The 19854-nt window shown below is 69.6% G+C and carries 25 protein-coding genes and 1 pseudogene; 12 read left to right on the top strand and 14 right to left on the bottom strand.

Translation table 11 applies throughout. From position 1 onward, the window contains the following. Positions 1-113: 113 nt before the first annotated feature. Entirely contained in the window at positions 114-1511 is a 1398-nt protein-coding gene (locus ABZ078_RS41905) for an NAD(P)-binding domain-containing protein (protein WP_356583787.1), read from the bottom strand. Positions 1512-1614: 103 nt separating this feature from the next. On the opposite strand from ABZ078_RS41905, the gene ABZ078_RS41900 reads away from it, so the two are divergent. The 3 genes from ABZ078_RS41900 (at position 1615) to ABZ078_RS41890 (ending at position 3668) form a co-directional block, all read left to right on the top strand. Further along, positions 1615-2688, top strand: a complete 1074-nt coding sequence (locus ABZ078_RS41900; RefSeq protein ID WP_356583786.1) for an FAD-dependent oxidoreductase — start codon at positions 1615-1617, stop codon at positions 2686-2688. A gap of 69 nt (positions 2689-2757) precedes the next feature. Continuing rightward, the gene (locus tag ABZ078_RS41895; protein ID WP_356583785.1) at positions 2758-3132 is read left to right on the top strand and encodes a metalloregulator ArsR/SmtB family transcription factor; all 375 of its coding nucleotides are present in this window, start codon (positions 2758-2760) and stop codon (positions 3130-3132) included. A 50-nt stretch (positions 3133-3182) separates the two neighbouring features. After that, positions 3183-3668, top strand: coding sequence for an N-acetyltransferase family protein (locus ABZ078_RS41890; protein WP_356583784.1), 486 nt, complete (start codon positions 3183-3185; stop codon positions 3666-3668). Positions 3669-3702: 34 nt separating this feature from the next. Here the strand turns inward: ABZ078_RS41890 and ABZ078_RS41885 are convergent. From ABZ078_RS41885 to arsD, 5 genes and pseudogenes are all read right to left on the bottom strand, one after another. Beyond that, a pseudogene (locus ABZ078_RS41885) lies at positions 3703-3854 on the bottom strand (pyridine nucleotide-disulfide oxidoreductase); the annotation flags it as partial. 268 nt (positions 3855-4122) lie between these two features. Continuing rightward, on the bottom strand, positions 4123-4380 hold the full coding sequence (locus ABZ078_RS41880) for a DUF2180 family protein (protein ID WP_356583783.1): 258 nt from the start codon (positions 4378-4380) through the stop codon (positions 4123-4125). Positions 4381-4413: 33 nt separating this feature from the next. Next, positions 4414-5871 (bottom strand): arsenic transporter, encoded by a 1458-nt coding sequence (locus ABZ078_RS41875; protein ID WP_356583789.1) that lies wholly within the window; start codon positions 5869-5871, stop codon positions 4414-4416. 71 nt (positions 5872-5942) lie between these two features. Continuing rightward, entirely contained in the window at positions 5943-7742 is a 1800-nt protein-coding gene (gene arsA, locus ABZ078_RS41870; RefSeq protein WP_356583782.1) for an arsenical pump-driving ATPase, read from the bottom strand. Between the two features lies 1 nt (position 7743). Continuing rightward, a complete protein-coding gene (gene arsD / locus ABZ078_RS41865) occupies positions 7744-8124 on the bottom strand; it encodes an arsenite efflux transporter metallochaperone ArsD (RefSeq protein WP_356583781.1) in 381 nt (126 codons plus the stop codon). 211 nt (positions 8125-8335) lie between these two features. Between arsD and ABZ078_RS41860 the strand changes: the two genes are divergently transcribed. Together ABZ078_RS41860 and ABZ078_RS41855 are read left to right on the top strand one after the other, a co-directional pair. Next, positions 8336-8665 carry a metalloregulator ArsR/SmtB family transcription factor gene (locus tag ABZ078_RS41860; protein WP_356583788.1) on the top strand — a complete coding sequence of 110 codons (330 nt, stop codon included), beginning with the start codon at positions 8336-8338 and terminating at the stop codon, positions 8663-8665. A 44-nt stretch (positions 8666-8709) separates the two neighbouring features. After that, positions 8710-8967 carry a hypothetical protein gene (locus tag ABZ078_RS41855; RefSeq protein WP_356583780.1) on the top strand — a complete coding sequence of 86 codons (258 nt, stop codon included), beginning with the start codon at positions 8710-8712 and terminating at the stop codon, positions 8965-8967. A gap of 11 nt (positions 8968-8978) precedes the next feature. On the opposite strand, the gene ABZ078_RS41850 is transcribed toward ABZ078_RS41855, so the two are convergent. From ABZ078_RS41850 to ABZ078_RS41835, 4 genes are all read right to left on the bottom strand, one after another. Further along, on the bottom strand, positions 8979-10043 hold the full coding sequence (locus ABZ078_RS41850; protein ID WP_356583779.1) for an ArsO family NAD(P)H-dependent flavin-containing monooxygenase: 1065 nt from the start codon (positions 10041-10043) through the stop codon (positions 8979-8981). Continuing rightward, positions 10040-10243 (bottom strand): DUF2180 family protein, encoded by a 204-nt coding sequence (locus ABZ078_RS41845; RefSeq protein ID WP_356583778.1) that lies wholly within the window; start codon positions 10241-10243, stop codon positions 10040-10042. The genes ABZ078_RS41850 and ABZ078_RS41845 overlap by 4 nt, the downstream gene beginning before the upstream one ends. Positions 10244-10384: 141 nt before the next feature. After that, the gene (gene arsB / locus ABZ078_RS41840; RefSeq protein ID WP_356583777.1) at positions 10385-11506 is read right to left on the bottom strand and encodes an ACR3 family arsenite efflux transporter; all 1122 of its coding nucleotides are present in this window, start codon (positions 11504-11506) and stop codon (positions 10385-10387) included. Continuing rightward, positions 11503-11817: a metalloregulator ArsR/SmtB family transcription factor gene (locus tag ABZ078_RS41835; protein WP_356583776.1), complete on the bottom strand. Its 315-nt coding sequence runs from the start codon at positions 11815-11817 to the stop codon at positions 11503-11505. The genes arsB and ABZ078_RS41835 overlap by 4 nt, the downstream gene beginning before the upstream one ends. A 91-nt stretch (positions 11818-11908) precedes the next feature. Between ABZ078_RS41835 and ABZ078_RS41830 the strand changes: the two genes are divergently transcribed. The 6 genes from ABZ078_RS41830 to ABZ078_RS41805 all read left to right on the top strand — a co-directional run bounded on the left by ABZ078_RS41830 (position 11909) and on the right by ABZ078_RS41805 (position 16892). After that, positions 11909-12337 carry an arsenate reductase ArsC gene (locus tag ABZ078_RS41830; RefSeq protein WP_356583775.1) on the top strand — a complete coding sequence of 143 codons (429 nt, stop codon included), beginning with the start codon at positions 11909-11911 and terminating at the stop codon, positions 12335-12337. After that, complete coding sequence (gene trxB, locus ABZ078_RS41825) at positions 12334-13311, top strand: thioredoxin-disulfide reductase (RefSeq protein WP_356583774.1); 978 nt, start codon at positions 12334-12336, stop codon at positions 13309-13311. Before ABZ078_RS41830 ends, trxB begins: the two co-directional genes overlap by 4 nt. Before the next feature lie 44 nt (positions 13312-13355). Then, positions 13356-13679: a thioredoxin gene (gene trxA / locus ABZ078_RS41820; RefSeq protein ID WP_356583773.1), complete on the top strand. Its 324-nt coding sequence runs from the start codon at positions 13356-13358 to the stop codon at positions 13677-13679. A gap of 75 nt (positions 13680-13754) precedes the next feature. Beyond that, positions 13755-15188: an FAD-dependent oxidoreductase gene (locus ABZ078_RS41815; RefSeq protein WP_356583772.1), complete on the top strand. Its 1434-nt coding sequence runs from the start codon at positions 13755-13757 to the stop codon at positions 15186-15188. A gap of 114 nt (positions 15189-15302) precedes the next feature. Further along, positions 15303-16307 carry an inorganic phosphate transporter gene (locus ABZ078_RS41810; protein WP_356583771.1) on the top strand — a complete coding sequence of 335 codons (1005 nt, stop codon included), beginning with the start codon at positions 15303-15305 and terminating at the stop codon, positions 16305-16307. Between the two features lie 21 nt (positions 16308-16328). Next, positions 16329-16892: a hypothetical protein gene (locus tag ABZ078_RS41805; protein ID WP_356583770.1), complete on the top strand. Its 564-nt coding sequence runs from the start codon at positions 16329-16331 to the stop codon at positions 16890-16892. A gap of 9 nt (positions 16893-16901) precedes the next feature. Here ABZ078_RS41805 and ABZ078_RS41800 read toward each other — a convergent pair whose 3' ends face one another. After that, on the bottom strand, positions 16902-17273 hold the full coding sequence (locus ABZ078_RS41800; protein WP_356583769.1) for a metalloregulator ArsR/SmtB family transcription factor: 372 nt from the start codon (positions 17271-17273) through the stop codon (positions 16902-16904). A 164-nt stretch (positions 17274-17437) separates the two neighbouring features. Between ABZ078_RS41800 and ABZ078_RS41795 the strand changes: the two genes are divergently transcribed. Further along, positions 17438-18109: a three-helix bundle dimerization domain-containing protein gene (locus ABZ078_RS41795; protein ID WP_356583768.1), complete on the top strand. Its 672-nt coding sequence runs from the start codon at positions 17438-17440 to the stop codon at positions 18107-18109. Between the two features lie 169 nt (positions 18110-18278). Here the strand turns inward: ABZ078_RS41795 and ABZ078_RS41790 are convergent, their stop codons facing one another. From ABZ078_RS41790 to ABZ078_RS41780, 3 genes are all read right to left on the bottom strand, one after another. Next, positions 18279-18572 carry a hypothetical protein gene (locus tag ABZ078_RS41790; RefSeq protein ID WP_356583767.1) on the bottom strand — a complete coding sequence of 98 codons (294 nt, stop codon included), beginning with the start codon at positions 18570-18572 and terminating at the stop codon, positions 18279-18281. A 13-nt stretch (positions 18573-18585) separates the two neighbouring features. Further along, complete coding sequence (locus tag ABZ078_RS41785; RefSeq protein WP_356583766.1) at positions 18586-19377, bottom strand: response regulator transcription factor; 792 nt, start codon at positions 19375-19377, stop codon at positions 18586-18588. A gap of 58 nt (positions 19378-19435) precedes the next feature. Next, the coding region (locus tag ABZ078_RS41780; RefSeq protein WP_356583765.1) for an ATP-binding cassette domain-containing protein at positions 19436-19854 on the bottom strand (419 nt) is incomplete at its 5' end.

Here is a 19854-nt window from a genome sequence, read left to right as displayed (position 1 = left end):
GACGTCGTTGTACGGACTTCAGGGCAGCGCCGCCGTCGTCACGGGCGCCACGCGCGGCATCGGGCGGTCCCCTGTTCCGGTCGCGGCCCCGCTGCCCCTGGTGGTGAGGTCGGTCATGAGCCGCAGCAGCCGCCGGCCGGGGCCTGCTTGGCAGCTGTCCCGACTGTGGGGGCGCCGAGCTGGACGAGTTGCGGCGCGGGCGTGCAGCAGCCGCCGTCCGCCTCCTGGGTGTCGGGGGCATCGAAGAGGCCGGCGCCGCCGCAGACTCCGGTCTCGGGCAGGGTGACTTCGACGCGGTCGGCCGCGTCGAGGTCGCCGACGATGGCGGCGGCCACTGAGCGGGCCTGCTCGTAGCCGGTCATGGCGAGGAAGGTCGGGGCGCGGCCGTAGGACTTCATCCCGATCAGGTACACGCCCTGTTCGGGGTGGGAGAGCTCGCGGTGGCCGTGGGGGTAAACGGTGCCGCAGGAATGCTGGTTGGGGTCGATCAGCGGAGCCAGATCGACCGGTGCCTGGAGACGCTCATCGAGGGCCAGGCGCAGCTCGCTGAGGAAGGACAGGTCGGGGCGGAAACCGGTCAACACGATCACCTCGTCGACCGCGTCCAGGCGGCGCCCGTCCTCGCCGACCAGGACCGGGCGGCCGTCGGCGGCGCGTTCGATTGCTTCGGTGCGGAAGCCGGTGACCGCGTCCGCGTGGCCCTCGTCGACAGCGGCCTTCGCCGCCAGGCCCAGAGCGCCGCGCGCCGGGAGCTGGTCGGCTTCTCCGCCGCCGAAGGTGGAGCCGGAGATGCCCCGGCGCAGGATCCACACGCCCTTCGTGTGCGCGCCGTCGTCGGACTTGGCCAGGTCGGCGATGTGGGCAAGGGCGGTGAAGGCGGAGGCACCGGAACCGATCACGGCGGTGCGCTTGCCCGCGTACCGGGCGCGGACCGCCGGGTCCTTGAGGTCTGGGACGCGGTAGGTGATCCGGTCCGCGGTGGCTTTCTCACCGAGGGCGGGGAGGCCGCTGCCGCCGGCCGGGGACGGCGTGGCCCAGGTACCGGAGGCGTCGATGACGGAGCGGGCGAAGACCCGCTCCTCGCGGCTGTCGGCGTGGGTGACGTGCACGACGAACGGCTGCTGCTCCCGGTCGGCATCCACGATGCGGTCCCGGCCGGCCCGGGAGACGCCGGTGACCCGCGCGCCGTAGCGGACGCGGTCACCGAGGACGTCGGCGAGCGGCTGCAGGTAGAGGTCGGTCCAGTCGCCGCCGGAGGGGTAGGTGGCCGCATCGGGGCGTGTCCAGCCGGTGGGGGCGAGGAGCTTCTCGGCGGCCGGGTCGACGAGCTCGCCCCAGGTGGAGAACAGGCGCACGTGCGCCCACTCGCGCACCGCGGCGCCGGCGCTCTGGCCGGCTTCCAGCACCAGGGGCTCGATGCCCTGGTCGACCAGGTGGGCGGCGGCGGCCAGGCCGGTCGGTCCGGCTCCGATCACGACGGCGGGCAGCTCGGTGGTGGCGGGCGCGTTCACGACGACTCCTTGCGTGTTTCGACACCTGTCGATGGGTTGCGCAGCCAGCATGGCACCTGCTTCGATAAGCGTCAACATAGACATTCGTCGAAACGAGGGGTCCATGGAGCACGTCGACGCAGTGGTGATCGGAGGCGGCCAGTCCGGGCTGGCCGCGGCGGGAGCCTTGCGCGAGCAGGGCCTCAGCCCGGTGGTACTGGATGCATCGAATGGGCCGGGCGGGTCGTGGCCGCACTACTACGACAGCCTCACGCTGTTCTCGCCTGCCCGGTTCAGCGCCCTTCCGGGACTGGCGCTGGGTGGGGACCCGGACCGCTATCCGCACCGGGATGAGGTCGTCGACTATCTCGCCCGCTACGCGCAGCGCCTGGACGTCGAGATCCGCACCCGCACCCGGGTCGAGGCCGTCGAGTCCGCCAGCGACGGCTTCGTGATCCGAACCGCCGGTGGCCGCAGCCTCACCACTGCCGGGATCGTCGCGGCCACCGGCGCCTTCGCCAACCCGCTGCGGCCCGACCTGCCGGGACAGGAGGGCTTCGGCGGTGAGGTGCTGCACGTGGCCGACTACCGCAGCCCCAAACCGTACGCGGGCAAGCGGATCGTGGTCGTGGGCGGCGGGAACTCCGCCGTCCAGGTCGGCTATGAACTCGCCGAGGTCGCGCATGTGACGCTCGCCAGCCGCCACCCGATCCGGTTCCTGCCTCAACTGCGCGACGGCAAGGACATCCACCATTGGCTGACCAGCACGGGTTTTGACCATCTGCCGCCTGAATGGCTCATCCACTTCGTCGGCGGCACCCTCGTCATGGACGCCGGCCAGTACCAGGACGCCCTGGCTACCGGCCGCCTGGAGCGAAGGGCGATGTTCACCGCGCTCGACGGCGACACCATCGTGCGGGCCGACGGCAGGCGGGAAACCGTCGACGTGGTGCTGCTCGCGACCGGATACCGGCCCAGCCTCGACTACCTCGCGCCCCTCGGCGCACTCACCCCGGACGGCATGCCCCTGCACAGCGGCGGCCTGTCCACCACCCACCCCGGCCTGGTCTACCTCGGCCTTGAGTTCCAGCGATCCTTCGCCTCCAACACGCTGCGCGGCGTGGCCCGGGATGCCGCCTACGTGATCCCGCCGCTGGCCGCCCACGTCCGCAGGGCACCGGCAGCCGCCGGACTCTGAACAGCCTCGGCGGTGTACCCGACTTCCGGGCACCCCTCTCTTTGATTCGATGTGTGCCAACATAGATACATGTCGAATGCCGAGGTGCTGTCGCTGACCGAGCCCCACATTCAGGACGTCGTGCCGTGCTGCCCGCCGCTGACCGAACGACCGATGAACGCCGAAGAGGCCGAGCGTGCCGCGCGGATGTTCAAGGCGCTCGGTGACCCGGTGCGCCTGCGGCTGTTCTCCGCGGTGGCCTCGCACGAGAGCGGCGAGGCGTGCGTGTGCGACATCTCCGATGTCGGCGTCTCCCAGCCCACGGTGTCCCACCACCTGAAGAAGCTGAAGGAGGCGGGGCTGCTCACCTCCGAACGGCGCGGCACCTGGGTCTACTACCGCGTCGAGCCGTCGGTGCTGGCGGCGATGGGCAAGCTTCTCACCACCACGCCGGCTGCGGCCTGACTGACCGGACAAGGGTAGGGAAAGCCGTGGGCAGCAGGGCATCGAGCGCGATGATCAGGCCACTCGTGCCGGAGCACGCCGAGCAGGTGCTGGCGATCTACCAAAGTGGGATCGACGAGGGGAACGCTACCTTCGAGACCGTCGCACCAGCCTGGGAGTCGTTCGATAAGGCGAAGCTGGCCGAGCACCGCTTCGCCGCCGTCGACGAGGACGGCACGGTGCTCGGCTGGGTGGCCGCGATCCGAGTCTCCGAGCGGGGCGCGTATGCGGGCGTGGTCGAGCACTCCGTCTACGTCGCCCCCGCCGCCCGTGGCCGTGGCGTCGCGGAATCACTACTGAAGGCGCTGATCGGCTCCACGGTGGCAGCGGGGATCTGGACCATCCAGTCCGGGATCTTCCCGGAGAACACCGCCAGCCTCGCCCTCCACGAACGGGCCGGCTTCCGGGTCATCGGCACCCGACAGCGCATCGGCCGCCACCACGGCGTCCGGCGCGACGTGGTCCTCGTCGAGCGCCGCAGTCCTGTGATCGGCTGAGACTCAGCCCCATGCACAGGCCGGCCCCTGCCGCCGGCCAACGCCGCCCGGGCAGCGAGGAGCGCTCCGCCGGGGAGAACAGGTGCAGCGAGTCCCACATGTACTACAGGCCCCGCCCGGTTCCGTATCTGCGTCGATCACGAAGTCGAAATTCTGGAGGCGCAGGTGGTAGCCGATGCGGTAGATGCCCTGTCCGGGGTAGGCGAGCTAGCGGTGGCCTTACGGGGAGACGGTGTCGCGTGAGTGCTGACCGGGGTCGATCAACGGTGCCAGTCCGGCCGGCGGGGCCCCGGGTCTCTCAATCGTCCTCATTTTCCGCGAGACGGAGTGGAGCCCCGAAGGCCACCACCGCACAGTCGGCCGTGGGCGCGGCCCGGTCGTCGAGCGAAGCCCAACCACGTCTGACCTGTCGCACGACGCCCGGGAGCGTCGTGCGATGGACAATTGCAGGAGGTCAGCTCCGTTCGGGCGTGGCGGGAACGCTCTGCGCTGGTGCCGGGCGGTGCATGGCTTGCGACCGGTGGGTACCCTCGCTGCAGGTGGCGCACAGGATGCGCCGAGTCTGCCCCCGGGCGGGACCGACAAGACCGGATGGGTGCCCGGGGATGCGGACGGGGTGGGCATGCTCTTGACACAGGGCGGCGCCACAGTTCTGACAGATGGCTGCGGCCGGGTTGGGTTGGCCGGCTTGTGTGCAGTCGAAGCAGTGCACGGTCGTGTCCTTTCGCTGGGTGGAATCTGAGGGTCAGGTGCCGAGGATGGTGAGCCATCCGGCGAGTGCGGCCAGGGTCACAAGGAGGACGGGAACGGTGAGGACGATGCCGGTACGGAAGTAGCGGCCCCAGCCGATGTGCATGCCCTTACGGTCGAGCACGTGCAGCCACAGCAGAGTGGCGAGGCTGCCGATCGGAGTGATCTTCGGGCCGAGATCGGAGCCGATGACGTTGGCGTACACCATGGCCTCGTGGGTGAGACCATGGGCGCCGGCGGCGCTGATTGCCAGGGCCGCGATGAGCACGGTGGGCATGTTGTTCATCAGCGAGGCGACGATCGCGACGACGACGCCGGTGCCGACCGCGGCGGTCAGCACGCCGTGGTCGCCGAAGAAGGCGAACAGCCGAGCCAGCTCGTCAGTGAGCCCCTGGTTCCGCAGACCGTAGACGACCAGGTACATGCCGATGCTGAACAGCACGATCTGCCATGGTGCCTCTTTGATGACCTTGCCGACCTGGATGTGCCGGAAGACTTGCCCACCGCCCGCACGGGCGTCGCGTGCTGCCTCTTCGGCGGCGTCCGCGGTGTTGCGCTCGTCGCCGACCGGGTGGCGCAACAGCGCGGCATTGTGCCCTGTTCCTGCCATGGCGGGCGCAGGAGGGGCAGCTGCGCCAGTGAAGAGGGCGGCGGGCTTGCGGGCTGCGACGACGATGAGCAGGAGGGCGCCGACCCCGGCGACGGCGGAGAGAGGTACGCCCAGGGGATCGGCGAGGAAGTAGCCGACCAGCAGCAGGGCCAGTACCGCCCAGCCCGCGCGGAAGGTCAACGGGTCGCTGATCGCCGTGGCGGGGCGCCGCAGCGCGGTGACCTCGTACCGCCGGGGAATGGCCCGGCGGAAGTAGAGCATCAGGACAGCGAGACTGGCCAGCACGGAGACCATCCCGACGGGCACCATCACGGCGGCGTAGCGGGAGAAGCCGATGTCGAAGTAGTCGGCGGTGACGATATTGACCAGGTTGGACACGATCAGAGGGAGGCTGGCGGTGTCCGCGATGAATCCGGTGGCCATGACGAACGCCAGCGCGGCCTTCGCCGGGAACTTCAACGCCAGCATGATCTGAATGACGATAGGGGTGAGGATCAGTGCCGCCCCGTCGTTGGCGAACAGTGCCGCGATCACGGCGCCGAGGAGCACGATGAGCACGAACAAGGTGCGCCCACGGCCCCGCCCCCACCGGGCGACGTGCAAGGCGGCCCACTCGAAGAATCCGCTCTCGTCCAGCAGCAGCGAGATGATGATGATCGCGACGAAGGTGAGGGTGGCGTTCCAGACGATGTCCACCACGGTGGGCACGTCGGAGAAGTGAACGACGGTGGTGGCCAGCGCCACGACCGCGCCGCCCAGGGCACTCCAGCCGATGCCCAGGCCCTTGGGCTGCCAGATCACCAGCGTCAGGGTGGCAACAAAGATCAGGATGGCGACAAGCAACACGATGTTTTCGCTCTCCCTCAGCGGTAGGGGGCCTGTGGGCCGAGCCGGAGGCCGGCCCACAGGGGGATTCACCCGCTACGGGCCACCAGGTGGGCCAGCTGCTCCGGGCCTTCGGGCGCGGACGAAGTCCACGGCAGGATGGCGGTGCGCTGTGCGTGCTCCCTGGTGACCTCGGTGACATAGCGCTGCTCGGCATTGGCCTTGGCCCGCAGCAGCGGGTCCATGGGGCCGGCGGCGGCCAGGCTCTGGTTGACCACCCAGGCGAACGGCTTGATCCCTGCCCGGAACAGATCGGCCTGTAGCGCCGCGGCCTCGTGGACGGGCGTCGCCTCCGGAAGCGTGACCAGCAGGGTGCGGGTGTAGTCGGGATCGGTCAGCCGGTTCAGCAGTTCCACGGCCTCGGCGGGGGGCGTCTGCCCTGTCTGCTGGGCGATCTGGCGCTGGTAGCCGCGGGAGGCGTCGAGCAGGAGCAGTGTGTGGCCGGTCGGCGCGGTGTCCAGGACGACGAACCGGCCGGTGGCCTCGGCCACGGTCCGGGCGAAGGCGTAGAAGACCGCGATCTCTTCGGTACAGGGCGAGTCCAGGTCCTCGGCCATCAGTGCGAGGGCGTCTTCGTCCAGCGCGGCACCGGCCTGTGCCAGGACGGATGCGGTGTAGGCCGCTGTCTCCGCCGCGGGGTCGATCCGGGTGACCCGGAGGTTGTTGCTTCCGGCTCCGGCCACGGCGTTCACGTGTGCGGCGGGGTCGGTGGTGGTCAGAGTGACCGGGTGGCCCCGGCGTGCGAGGTCGAGAGCGATCGCGGCGGCGACGGTGGTCTTGCCGACACCGCCCTTGCCCATGGTCATCACCAGCCCCTGCCCGCTTTCGGCGATGTCGTCCACCAGGGCGGCCAGACCACCGTCCGCCTCCGCAGCAGGGAGGGCGGAGACGGCTGTGACCGGCTCGACCGCCGGCTGCGGACCGAACATGCCGCGCAGAGCCGGAACACCGATGGGCGGTACCGGCAGCAGGGGTACGCGATCCACCTCATCGATGCCGGCCAGGCTGTCCGGCAAGCCGTCCAGAGCGTCCTGGGCGCGACGCTCCCAGGCGGCGGCCACCGGGTCGTCCGGGCGGGTGGCGCTGAAGACCCCGTTGACGACGAGCCGCTGCCCGCTGATGCCCAGCGCCCGCAGCTCCGCGGCCGTTCGGCCGGCTTCGGCCAACGGGCCCGCGTCCGGGCGGGTGACCAGGACGACGGTCGTGCGGTCCGGGTCTGCGAGAGCCGCCATGGCCTGCGCATAGCGCGTTTGCTGTGCGCCCAGCTCAGACAGTGGTCCGATGCAGGAAGCGCCGCCCGGGTTGGTGACCAGGAAGTCCGACCACGCACCGGGCAGGCTGAGCAGCCGCAGGGTGTGTCCCGTCGGCGCGGTGTCGAAGATAATGTGATCGAAGCGCGCGGTGACCTGTGGGTCTGTCAGGAGGGCGACGAATTCGTTGAACGCCGCGATCTCCACGGTGCAGGCGCCGGAGAGCTGCTCCTCGATCTGGCTGATCGCCGAGGCGGGCAGCGTGCCGCGGTAGGGGCCCAGGACCTTTTCCCGGTACTGCTCCGCTGCGGCGGAGGGGTCGATGTTCATCGCGTGCAACCCCGCGGCTCCTGGAACGGCCACGGGGGCCCCTCCTGCCTCCACGCCGAGGACCTCGGAAAGGTTGGACGCCGGGTCCGTGCTGACCAGGAGCACCTGGCGTCCCGCGTCGGCCAGTCCGATCGCGGTGGCCGATGCCGTCGAGGTCTTGCCGACGCCGCCCTTGCCGGTGAAGAAGAGGAACGGCGGCGCGGCGGCACGCAGCCTCCCGAGGACGTCGACGGGCGGTTGCGCCGTCATGTCAGCATCCCTCCGGGCCGCAGCCGCAGTCGCTGCCCGAGTCGCCGATCGGAGCGATCGGCAGGCCGGGGCGCTCGGTGCGTGCGCCGGTCCATTCGGCAAGCTCTACTCGGGTGGGATACCGCCCGGAGCACCGCAACGTCCCGTCGACCAGCACGGCAGGCAGCGCGCTCTCGCCCTTGTCCTGAAGAAGTGCCTTGACCTGGGCGTCCTCGGCGAACCTGCCGGGTTCTGTGGACAGCGAAAACCGCTGCACCTCCACCCCGGCGGTGACCAGCCATGCCGCATCGGCGGCGAACTGGGTCAGTGACGGATCGACGGACGGCCCGCACACTCCGGTGGAACAGCACATCGCCGGGTCGTACACCTGGACTGCGGACATTTCTGGCTCCCTTCCACGACGGACCGCTCCGGGTCAGCGGCTCGCTCAGCTACGACGTTACATCAGTCTGCCCTGATACATCAAAGGATGCTGATACATACGCGAGCCTCCACCCAGTACATCCGACGCACAAGGCGACCACTGCGCTGGCAGCAGGGAAGGGAGGCGCTTGACCCACGATGCGGGCGCATGGTGGTATCGAAGCATGCTGATGTCAGCCGATGCCCCGACCGTGGGCCTTCCTCTCGCCGAGGCGACCGTGAAGCTGTTCGGCGACCCACTGCGGGCCCGGATCGTGCAGCTGCTGGCTGCCGAGCAGATGTGCACGTGCCATCTGATGGAGGAGACCGGAGCGCGCCAGTCCACGATCAGCCACCATCTGCGGATCCTGCGGGAAGCCGGATTCGTCGCGGCTGAGGCCCATGGCCGCTTTACCTATTACCGGCTGCGCCCTGAAGTCTTTTGCACCCTCACAGTCGGCGTTGCCGAACTGGCCGCGCAGGTGCAGCAGGCACAGGCGGTCCGACGCCCCTGCCCGTAAGCAGCGGCGGGCCCACGGCATCGGCCGGCATCGCCGCCGCCACGGTGGTCGGCAAGGGCAAGGATCTGACCCTGGAGTTCGACTACCGGACCTCCGTCGACGGCACGTACCCCGTCGTCCTGGTCAGCTACGAGATCGTCTGCGACCAGGGCAACGACGCCGACACCTTGCCCGCTCTGAGGTCATTCCTGACCTACACGGCCAGCGATGCGGGCCAGAAGCCGCTGTCCAGCATTCATTACGCGCCACTGCCGGGGTCAGTGACCGCCGAAGTGCGAAAGGTCGTCAGCACATTGCGCTGACGACGCATGAATCACCCTCCGGAAGTGAGCAGTTCGGCGATCTCGCGCGCCGCGTCGCGGGCAGGTCGGCCGACGCCGATGAGGGTGGCGGAGGCGGGGCCGGTCCAGTCACCGTAGCCGAGCAGGTGCAACCGGGGTTCCTCCACGGACCGCGTGCCGTAGGTGGCGATGTGGCCGCGCGAGCCGCGCAAGCCCAGGGGTGAAAGGTGCGAGAGGGCCGGACGGAAGCCGGTGCACCAGATCACCACGTCCTGGTCCGCGCGAGTGCCGTCGGCCCATTCGACGCCGTGGTGGGTGAGGCGGGTGAACATCGGTGCGGCCTGGAGCAGTCCACGGTCGCGGGCTTCTCGCACTGGCGGTACGGCGACGATGTCGCCGAGCGAGGCGACTCCTCCCGTGTCGGTGCGGCCGCCGTCGATGGCGCGGCGGCGGGCGGTGGCCGCGTCGAAGAGGGCGCGTCCGTCGATGTCGTCGGCGAGGTAGCGGGGCGGGCGCTGGGTGACCCAGGTCAGCTCGGTGTCGTAGGCGAGGTCGGCGGCGATCTGGGCACCCGAGTTGCCGCCCCCGACGACGATCACGCGTCGGCCCGTGAAGTCCTGCGGTCTGCGGTAGGAGACGGTGTGCAGTTGGCGCCCCGCGAAGTCTGCCCGGCCCGGGACGGCGGGGAGGAAGGGGCGCCACCAGGTACCGGTCGCGCTGATTACCGTGCGGGCGTGCCAGGTGCCGGAGTCGGTCTCGACTCTCAGCAGCCGTCCGTCGTCGTGCACGCCGGTGACCTGGACCGGTCGCTGCACGGGGAGGTCGTACCGCTTCTCGTAGTCGCTCAGGTAGGCCACCACGTGCCCGGCCTCGGGGTACTCCTCGCCCGGCTGCGTCGGCATGAGGCGGCCGGGGAGGGAGGAGAAGGCGGCCGGGGAGAAGAGGTGGAGGGAGTCCCAGGTGTGCTGCCAGGCCCCGCCCGGTGTGGTTTGGGCGTCGAGGATGACGAAGTCGAGGCCCTGGCGGCGCAGGTAGTAGCCGGCGGCGAGCCCTGCCTGGCCGCCGCCGATCACCACCACATCGAGATGCTGAGTCATGCGGCTGTGGTCGCAGCCGCGCAGCCCGGGCAGAGCACGGACCGGGTCTGTCTCGTTGCAGCGGGACCGAGCGGCGGTCCGGTGCGCACGGAGCGGCAGCGCACGTGCGCGTGCTCGGCGCACACGGCCGCGCTGCAGCCTTGGCACACGGCGACCGCGGACCGTTCGGTGTGGTCGGTGTCGCATTCGAGGCAGTGCATCAGCCGTCCTTCCCACGTGGTCTGGATGTTGGCCTCGCCGGTGCCGGCCGGCGTTTTGAGCAGGCCGGCACCGGCGAGGACCGGGGGGCGCCCTTTGGGCTGCCTGCGGGCAGCAGGCGGCCTACACCTGGAAGCGGTGTATCAGCGGTTGTCGCCGGCCGTGGCCAGGGCTGAGGGCGCGAAGCGGCGCCGCCAGGCCAGCGAGACGTACACGAGCGCGACGAGCACGGGTACTTCGATGAGCGGGCCGACGACCCCGGAGAGCGCCTGACCTGAGGTGACGCCGAAGGTGGCAATGGCGACGGCGATGGCCAGCTCGAAGTTGTTGCCCGCCGCGGTGAAAGCGAGGGTCGCGGTGCGGTCGTAGGCCAGGCCGATCGCCTTGCCGAGCACGAAGGTGCCGAACCACATCACCGCGAAGTACACCAGCAGCGGCAGCGCGATGCGTGCCACGTCGAGCGGCTGGGAGGTGATCGTCTTGCCCTGGAGGGCGAAGAGGATGACGATCGTGAACAGCAGCCCGTACAGCGCCCACGGGCCGATCTTCGGCAGGAACTTCTGCTCGTAGCTCTCGCGGCCCATCTTCTTCTCGCCGATGCGGCGGGTGAGGAACCCGGCGAGCAGCGGGACGCCGAGGAAGATGACGACGTTCAGGGCGATCTTCCACATGGAGATGTCGAGGTGTTCGCCGTCGCCGAGGCCCAGCCAGCCGGGCAGCAGGTCAAGGTAGAACCAGCCCAGGAGCCCGAAGGCGATCACCTGGAAGACCGAGTTGAGGGCGACCAGGACGGCGGCGGCCTCGCGGTCGCCGCAGGCCAGGTCGTTCCAGATGATCACCATGGCGATGCAGCGGGCGAGACCGACGATGATCAGGCCGGTGCGGTACTCGGGCAGGTCGGGCAGGAAGATCCAGGCCAGCGCGAACATGACCGCGGGGCCGAGGATCCAGTTGATGACCAGGGAGGAGGCCATGAGCTTGCGGTCGCCGGTGACGGCGTCCAGCTTGTCGTAACGGACCTTCGCCAGGACCGGGTACATCATGATCAGCAGACCGACGGCGATCGGCAGCGAGATGCCGCCGATCTCGACCTTGGCCAGGGCGTCGTTGAGACCCGGGATGGCTCGGCCCAGGCCGAGGCCCACGGCCATGGCGACGAGGATCCAGACGGCCAGGAAGCGGTCGAGGGTCGACAGTTTGGCGACGACGGACCCGTCCTGGTCCGCATCAGGGCCGGGTGTGGTCGTCGTTTCGGTGCCGGTCACGGGCAGGACCTCTTCTTGTCGGTGGTGATGGTGGTACGGGCGGTCTCGGCCAGCTCGGCGAACATGCCGGCGAGGGCATCCAGAATCTCCGGGTGCACCTTGTAGTAGGTGAAGCGACCACACGGTTCGGTCTCGACAACGCCCGCCTCGCGCAGTACCCGCAGGTGGTTGGAGAGATTCGTCTGCCGCGCGCCCGTCTCCTCCACCAGGTGCGATGTGCACAGCGTTTCTCTGGCGAGCAAGGTCACGATCTGGAGCCTGAGCGGGTCGGCCAGAACCCGAATCAGGTCAGTGTTGGCTGACGTCATCATGGACTGATAATCTCACATCAGTGGCTGGTGATGCCACCAGGTGCTGATATCAATCGGGCCTGACTCGTTGCGAGACAAGAGAGATCCCCAGATGTCCGAGACTTCCGGCAAGCCCTCCGTGCTCTTCGTCTGCGTCCACAACGCCGGCCGCTCGCAGATGGCCGCCGCGTGGCTGACCCACCTGGCCGGCGACCGCGTCGAGGTCCGCTCCGCCGGCTCGAACCCGGGCGAGAACGTCAACCCCGCCGCCGTCGAGGCGATGCGCGAGGTCGGCATCGACATCTCCGCCGAGGTGCCGAAGATGCTGACCGTGGACGCGGTCAAGGAGTCCGACGTCTGCATCACCATGGGCTGCGGCGACACCTGCCCGGTCTTCCCCGGCAAGCGGTACCTGGACTGGCAGCTGGAGGACCCCGCCGGCCAGGGCGTCGAGGCCGTCCGCCCGATCCGCGACGAGATCAAGGTGCTGGTCGTGGGCCTGATCAAGGAGATCGCGCCCGAGTCGGAGGTCACCGCGTGAGCGACATCCGGAACGTCATCGTCATCGGCTCCGGCCCCGCCGGGTACACGGCCGCCCTCTACACGGCCCGCGCCCAGCTCAAGCCCCTCGTCTTCGGCGGTGCCATCTTCGTCGGCGGCGCACTGACCACGACGACCGAGGTGGAGAACTTCCCCGGCTTCCCCGAGGGAATCGACGGCCCGGTACTGATGGAGAACATGCGGGCTCAGGCCGAAAAGTTCGGTGCCGAGATGATCGACGACGACATCGTGGCCGTCGATCTGACGGGCGACATCAAGACCGTCACCGACACCGCCGGCACCGTCCACCGGGCGCACGCGGTGATCGTCGCGACCGGGTCCGGCTACCGCAAGCTCGGCCTGCCGAACGAGGACGCGCTGTCCGGCCGGGGCGTGTCCTGGTGCGCCACCTGCGACGGCTTCTTCTTCCGCGACCGCGACATCGTGGTCGTCGGCGGCGGCGACACCGCCATGGAGGAGGCGACCTTCCTCACCCGCTTCGCCCGCTCGGTCACCGTCGTCCACCGCCGCTCCACCCTGCGGGCCTCCCAGGTCATGCAGAACCGCGCCTTCTCCGACGACAAGATCTCCTTCGCCTTCGACAGTGAGATCGCGGAAATCAAGGAGAAGGACAGCAAGCTCTCCGGCGTCCTCCTGCGCGACGTCTTCACGGGCGAGACCCGCGACCTCGACGTGACGGGCCTGTTCATAGCGATCGGCCACGACCCGCGCACCGAACTGTTCAAGGGCCAGCTCGACCTGGACAGCACGGGATACCTGAAGGTGGCCGCCCCTTCCACGCGGACCAGCCTCCCGGGCGTCTTCGGCGCCGGCGACGTCGTCGACCACACCTATCGCCAGGCCATCACCGCCGCGGCCAGCGGCTGCCAGGCAGCCCTGGATGCCGAGCGCTACCTGGCCGCACTCGCCCACGACAGGCCCTCGGAGCCGGAGAAGACCCCGGCCGTCGCCTGACCGGCGTCTGCGTAGCCGTTCAACCTGCATGAGAGGAGGCCGCCATGGCCCTCAAGAACGTGACGGACGACTCGTTCGCACAGGACGTCCTGGCCGGTGACAAGCCGGTCCTGGTCGACTTCTGGGCCGCCTGGTGCGGCCCATGCCGCCAGCTCGCCCCCTCCTTGGAGGCGATCGCCGCGGAGCACGGTGACAAGATCGAGGTCGTCAAGCTCAACATCGACGAAAACCCGGACACCGCCGCGAAGTACGGCGTGATGTCCATCCCGACGATGAACGTCTACAAGGGCGGCGTGGTCGTGCAGACCATCGTCGGAGCCAAGCCCAAGGCGGCCCTGGAACGCGAACTCGCCGAACACCTCACCTGACCAGCAGCACGAGCCGGGCCGCCTACGGTGGGGTGCCCAGGCACCCCACCCAGGCGCCCTGGACGGAGGCACATCATGGCCGGCAAACGCATCGTCGCCGTCGGCGGCAGCGACGCCGGGATCAGCGCCGCGCTGCGCGCCCGCGAGCTCGATCCCGACAGCGAGGTCACCGTGGTGGTGGCCGACTCCTACCCCAACTTCTCGATCTGCGGCATCCCGTACTACGTCTCCGGCGAGGTCGGCCACTGGAGCGACCTGGCCCACCGCACGTTGGCGGACCTCGAGGCCACCGGCATGCAGGTACGCACCGACACACTGGCAACAGGCATCGACGTGGCCGGCAAGCAGCTGGCGGTGCGCGGCACGGACGGACGGACGGAGGGACTGCCGTACGACGCGCTGATCGTCGGCACCGGTGCCGTCAGCGCCCGGCCTCCCATCCAGGGGCTGGCCGGGCCCGACGCGCTCGGTCCGGCCGACGGCGTGCACCTGCTGCACAGCATGGGCGACACCTTCGAGGTCATGCAGACCCTGACCGAGCGCCGCCCCGAAACGGCCGTCGTCATCGGCGCCGGCTACATCGGACTGGAGATGGCCGAGGCCCTGACCACGCGCGGCATCCAGGTCACCCAGATCGAGGCCCTGCCCGAGGTCCTGCCCACCGTCGATCCGGAACTCGGCACCCTCGTCCACGCCGAACTCACCCACCACGGCGTCGAAGTCCTCACCCGTACCACCGTATCCGCCGTCACCCGCGAACCCGCCGGCAACCGGCTCCAGGTCCAGGCCACCGGACCGGACGGCGAGATCCTCACCCGCGATGCCGACCTCGTCCTGGTCGTCGTCGGCGTTCGCCCCGACACGGAGCTCGCCGCCGCGGCCGGAGCCCGACTCGGGGTCAAGGGCGCGATCGACGTCGACGAGTACATGCGCACCTCACTGCCCGACGTGTACGCGGCCGGGGACTGCGTGATCACCCAACACCGCCTGCTGGGCAAGACGTGGCTGCCGCTGGGGACGACGGCCCACAAGCAGGGCCGGGTCGCCGGGGAGAACGCGCTGGGCGGCAGCCGCCGATTCCAAGGCAGTCTGGGCACCCAGGTCGTGAAGGTCTTCGACCTCGTCGCGGCCAGGACCGGCCTGCGCCAGCACGAGGCCGAAGCAGCCGGCCGGGGCTGGGCCCCAGCAACGACCGCCAGCCACCCCGACGACCACAAGGCGTATTACCCCGGCGCCACCACGATCTCCATTCGTGTCACCGGAGACGCAGACAGCGGGCTGCTGCTCGGCGCCCAGCTCGTGGGACGCCGCAGCGCCGAGGTCGCCAAGCGCGTCGACACCTACGCCACCGCCCTCTTCCACAGCATGGCCGTCGACGACGTCAGCGACCTCGACCTCTCCTACACCCCGCCGCTCGGCTCCCCCTGGGATGCCGTCCAGACGGCATCCCAGGCGTGGGTGCAGGAACGTCGTCTCGGCTCGCAGCGCAGGGCGCTCATCGGTCCCTGACGTTCCAGTCCCAGAAGCATCTGCCGTTCCGGGGAGTCGCGACTTTCCCGTTCATCGACGCTCATCTATGATCAGAGCGTCGACGCGGCTCCTCCCGGACGGAGTTTTTGCTCAATGGACGCGGATCTGGCCGCTCTGGTCGCGGTGGTGGCCATCGCCCTGGCATTCGACTTCACCAACGGCTTCCACGACGCGGCCAACGCCATCGCCACATCGGTGTCCACGCGCGCGCTGACCCCGCGTGCCGCGCTGGCGCTGGCCGCCACCATGAATCTTGTCGGCGCCGCCCTGGGCACCGGGGTGGCCAAGACGGTGGGCAGCGGCATCATCGCGACGCCAAGCGGATCGCACGGCCTCACCGTGGTCTTCGCCGCGCTCATCGGCGCGATCTGCTGGAACCTGCTGACATGGCGCCTCGGCCTGCCCACCTCGTCGTCACACGCCCTGATCGGCGGGCTGGTCGGGGCCGCGCTCGCCGCCACCAGCGGCGTCTTCTGGAACGGTGTTCTGGACAAGGTCGTCCTGCCGATGCTCCTGTCGCCCGTGATCGGCGTGGTTCTCGGCTACCTTGTCCACACCGCCATCCTGTGGATCTTTCGGCACGCCAAGCCGAGCAGGACGACACGCGGCTTCCGGATCGCGCAGTCCGTGTCCGCCGCAGCAATGGGCCTCGGCCACGGGCTTCAGGACGCCCAGAAGACCATGGGCGTGATCGTCCTCGCCCTGGTCACCGCCGGCCACCAGGACAACTTCGACGTTCCGTGGTGGGTCATCGGCGCGGTCGCAGCCGCCCTGTCGCTGGGCACGTACGCGGGCGGCTGGCGCATCATCCGTACGCTCGGGCGGCGGATCGTGCACCTCGACCCGCCCCGCGGCTTCGCCGCCGAGTCGGCCGCCGCCTCGGTGCTGTACGCGACGGCGTTCGTCTGGCACGCGCCGATCTCGACGACGCACACCATCACTTCGGCGGTGCTGGGCGCCGGGGCCACCCGGCGGCTGTCCGCCGTGCGCTGGGGGGTGGCCCGAAACATCGGTGTCGCATGGGTACTCACGATGCCGGGCGCCGCTCTGGCCGCAGCCGGTTCCTATCTCCTCATTCACTGGGCCCTCGGGACCTGACGCTCAATGGAGGTGCGTGCGATGAACCACCCCGACTCACACCCGGTCCTGCTGAAGCCGTACACGCATCTGGCTCCGGAGGACGGCATGTGCCTGATGGAGTACGTCTCCGTCCTGGCCGGCACAGAGTTCAGCGACCACCCTGCCTGTACTGACGCGTTGCTGGGGGCGCTCGCGCGGGCGGTCAACGACGCGATGAGCGATCAGGGACGGTGCGAGCTCCTTGCCCTCGCGTCCGCCCTGGCGGAAAGCGGACCGGAACGGCCCGGGGAGGACCGCATCACCTACCACTGCTGGGATGCGGTGGCTGCCGCCTCTCCCCCGGGCAGTGCAGCACAGCGCCGGGCCCGGAGGAGACGGGACACGGCCCTGGCGCCTCACGCGGCCGCGCGACGAGCGGAGGGCGTGCTGCGCTGGGTACGTGTGCATGGTCCGGCGCGACGGGCGGTGGAAACAGCGGTGCGCACACTTGCCGCCCTGCCCCCCGGGGAGGCGGACCGGTCCTTGTACCGGCTTCTGGCTTGCTGCATCGAAGAAGCACGCGGACATACCGCCAAGCACGTACGTCCGGCCGTCTCCGCGTAAGCGCGACGGCTAGTCGCGCGCGGGCTCAAGAATGTCGCGGAGCCGGCGCAGTCCGTCGGGGTTGACGGAGAACCAGGCCCAGGTGCCGCGCCGCTCGCGGTTGAGCAGCCCGGCCTCAGTGAGAATCTTCAGGTGATGGCTGACGGTCGGCTGCCTGAAACCCAGGCACTCGGTCAGGTCGCACACGCACGCTTCACCGGTCGGTGACCGTTCGATCAGACGGAAGATCTGCAGGCGAGTCGGGTCCGCGATGGCCTTCAGCATGCCTGCCAGGCGCTCGGCCTCCTCCCGCTCGATGAGCAGGCAGGCCAGGGCAGGCGTACAGGCGCTCGACTCTTTCGCCGCCGCCTCCGGCACTGCGCCCTGTGTAGTGACAGTCATCTATTCACCCTACGGTCCGGTCGGGGCGGCCAGCTCTGGCCGAGGGGTTCACGCAGCATTGTTCACCAAGCGTTCACTTTTGATGCACCCTACTCAATTCATAGACATTTGCCTATGCTGCGAGTTCAAGGGGGCCCAGTAGTCCCCCTCTGAGGAGGTGCGCCATGGAGCAGCAAAGCGGCCTAGGCCGGCCGACCCCGCCACTCCGGGACGCCAGTGCCCTGCTGGGGCGGATCACCAGCAGACTGTCGGACCGGTACGGTCGGTCGTTCTCGCGTGCCACCGTGTCTCAGTACGTCGATGAGTGCGCCGCCCTGCTGAGCCGCCGGGCGCGCGTGGGGACCCATCTGCCGGTCCTGGTCGAGCGGTTCGCCGACCAGCGGCTGGGCGCCCTGGCCCGGGGACTGGGGCTGTCGCCCAAGCCGGTGCCGGAGGTCCTCTTCGTCTGCACGGAGAACGCCGGCCGGTCCCAGCTGGCCGCAGCGCTGATGCGCAGCCGCGCCGGCGCCGCCGTGCGGGTGCTGACCGCAGGCTCCGCTCCGGGCGCGGAGGTCTCCCCCGTGGTGCAGCGGCTGCTGGCTGAGCAGGGGCTCAATACGGGAGAGGAGTTTCCCAAGCCGCTCACCGCGGAAGTGGTGACGGCCGCCGATGTGGTGGTCACGCTCGGCTGTGGTGACGCCTGTCCGGTTCGCCCCGGCCGCCGCTATCTGGACTGGGACCTGCCGGATTTGAGGGGCCTCGACATCGAGACCGCGCGCTCGGTGCGGGATGCGCTGGCCGCGCGGGTCGACGCACTGGCGCGGGAGCTGTTGCCGACCGGGGCATCACGCGCCTGAGGGCCCGTCCGGGGTGAGGTGTGCCCTCGCAGAGCCTCAGGCCGCTCCTCCAGGTCGCCCTCCGTCCTCCGTAGGGGACGACGGCGAGCGGCTCGGCGGGAAGCGCGCGACATCGGCGCAGTACTGAACCGGCCGGCGGGGCACCGCCATGCAGCCCGCCGGCCGGCGTCTAGGGGGAACACGCGTCCGTAAGGCACAGGGAGATCAGTGTCCGTGCCTCGGCCGCGCTGTGAGCGGTGATGATCTCCATGAGGGTCACCCGGTCAGTGGTGAAGGTCAACCACTGGGTCTGTCCCGTGGGCAGGAACCGCACACTGACGCTTGTTGAGAACCATCCTTTGTGGTGCAGGAGGGTGCCGATGGTGGGGATGTGGTGCCGTCCGTGGACGATGCCGAACCGGGGGTAGCGCGTGGCCCAGATCGGCAGGTCGAGGTAGGAGTCTTCCTCCGGCGTGTCCGGCACGGTACGGAGCCCGCTACTGTGTCGGAGCCGGGCGGGAGGACAGAGTCTGTGTTCCCGCCGAGCCCGCGGAACTGCACTCCAGGCGGTAGCCCATGCCGCGGATGGCGTCGATGGTGCAGCAGCTTTTCGCCTCGTCTCGGAGCTTATTGCGTACCCGGCGGATATGCACCGTGAGGGTGTTGCTGGGGAGTTCCTCGGTGCCCCACAGAGCCTTGGTCAACTCGGCGCGGCTGATGACCCGGTTGGGGCGCTCCATGAAGTAGCGAAGCAACAGGAATTCACGGACCGGCAACTGCAGGGACTGTCCCCGGACGTAGACATGAAAGCCTGCGACGTCAAGCTCGATGTCACCGACAGTCAGCGATTCCGCTGACCCGTCACCGGTGCGTCCGCCCATGAGGAGGGGCAGGATCTCCTCGGCGCGGTAGGGGCGGGCGACGAAGGCGACCGCGCCGGCCGCCACCGCCGCGGTGGCCTCCTGGGCGCCGTCGGCGCCCGCGCCGACGATCACCGGTACGGGGTGCAGGCGGGCGATCAGTTCAGTGACCCTCGCCGCACCGATGACCGGCAGCGGAGCAGCGAGCAGCACCGTACGCGGATGGCGCACCCCCACGTGGAGGAGAGCCTCGGCACCATCGTGGCACACAACGGTGCGCACGCCGGCACGGGAGAAACGGGCCGTGGCCTTCTCGGCGAGATCCCTGTCGGGCTCCGCCAGGAGCAGGTCCGGGGCAGAGTCGGCTTCCGTGCCGTCGGGACCGTGCTGCGCAGCGGTCCCCGGCAGCCGATGTGCGTCGGGTGTCACCCGTAATACTCCTTCACGTGATGCGCGCAAAGGGGCGGACGTCGGACTGGACATCGCCTCAGCCGAACCGGCCGGAAATGTAGTCCTCGGTGCGCTGGTCGGAGGGGTTGGAGAAGATCCGCTCGGTCTCGTCGTACTCGACGAGGCGGCCGTGGCGTACGCCCTTGTCGTCCACGTCCGCGGTGAAGAACGCGGTGCGGTGCGAGACGCGCGCGGCCTGCTGCATGTTGTGCGTGACGATGACGATCGTGAACTCCTGGGCGAGGTGCTCCATGAGGTCCTCGATCTTCGCGGTGGCGATCGGGTCCAGGGCCGAGCAGGGCTCGTCCATGAGGATCACCTCCGGCTTGACCGCGATGGTGCGGGCGATGCACAGCCGCTGCTGCTGGCCTCCGGAGAGCGCGAGCGCCGAGGTCTTGAGTTTGTCCTTGACCTCGTCCCACAGCGCGGCGTGGGTGAGGGTCTCCTCGACCAGGT

The sequence above is a fragment of the Streptomyces sp. NPDC006385 genome (assembly GCF_040612485.1).
Taxonomy (GTDB): domain Bacteria; phylum Actinomycetota; class Actinomycetes; order Streptomycetales; family Streptomycetaceae; genus Streptomyces.
Note: the sequence above shows the minus strand (reverse complement) of the source record. Positions and strands in the feature narration are given on the sequence as shown.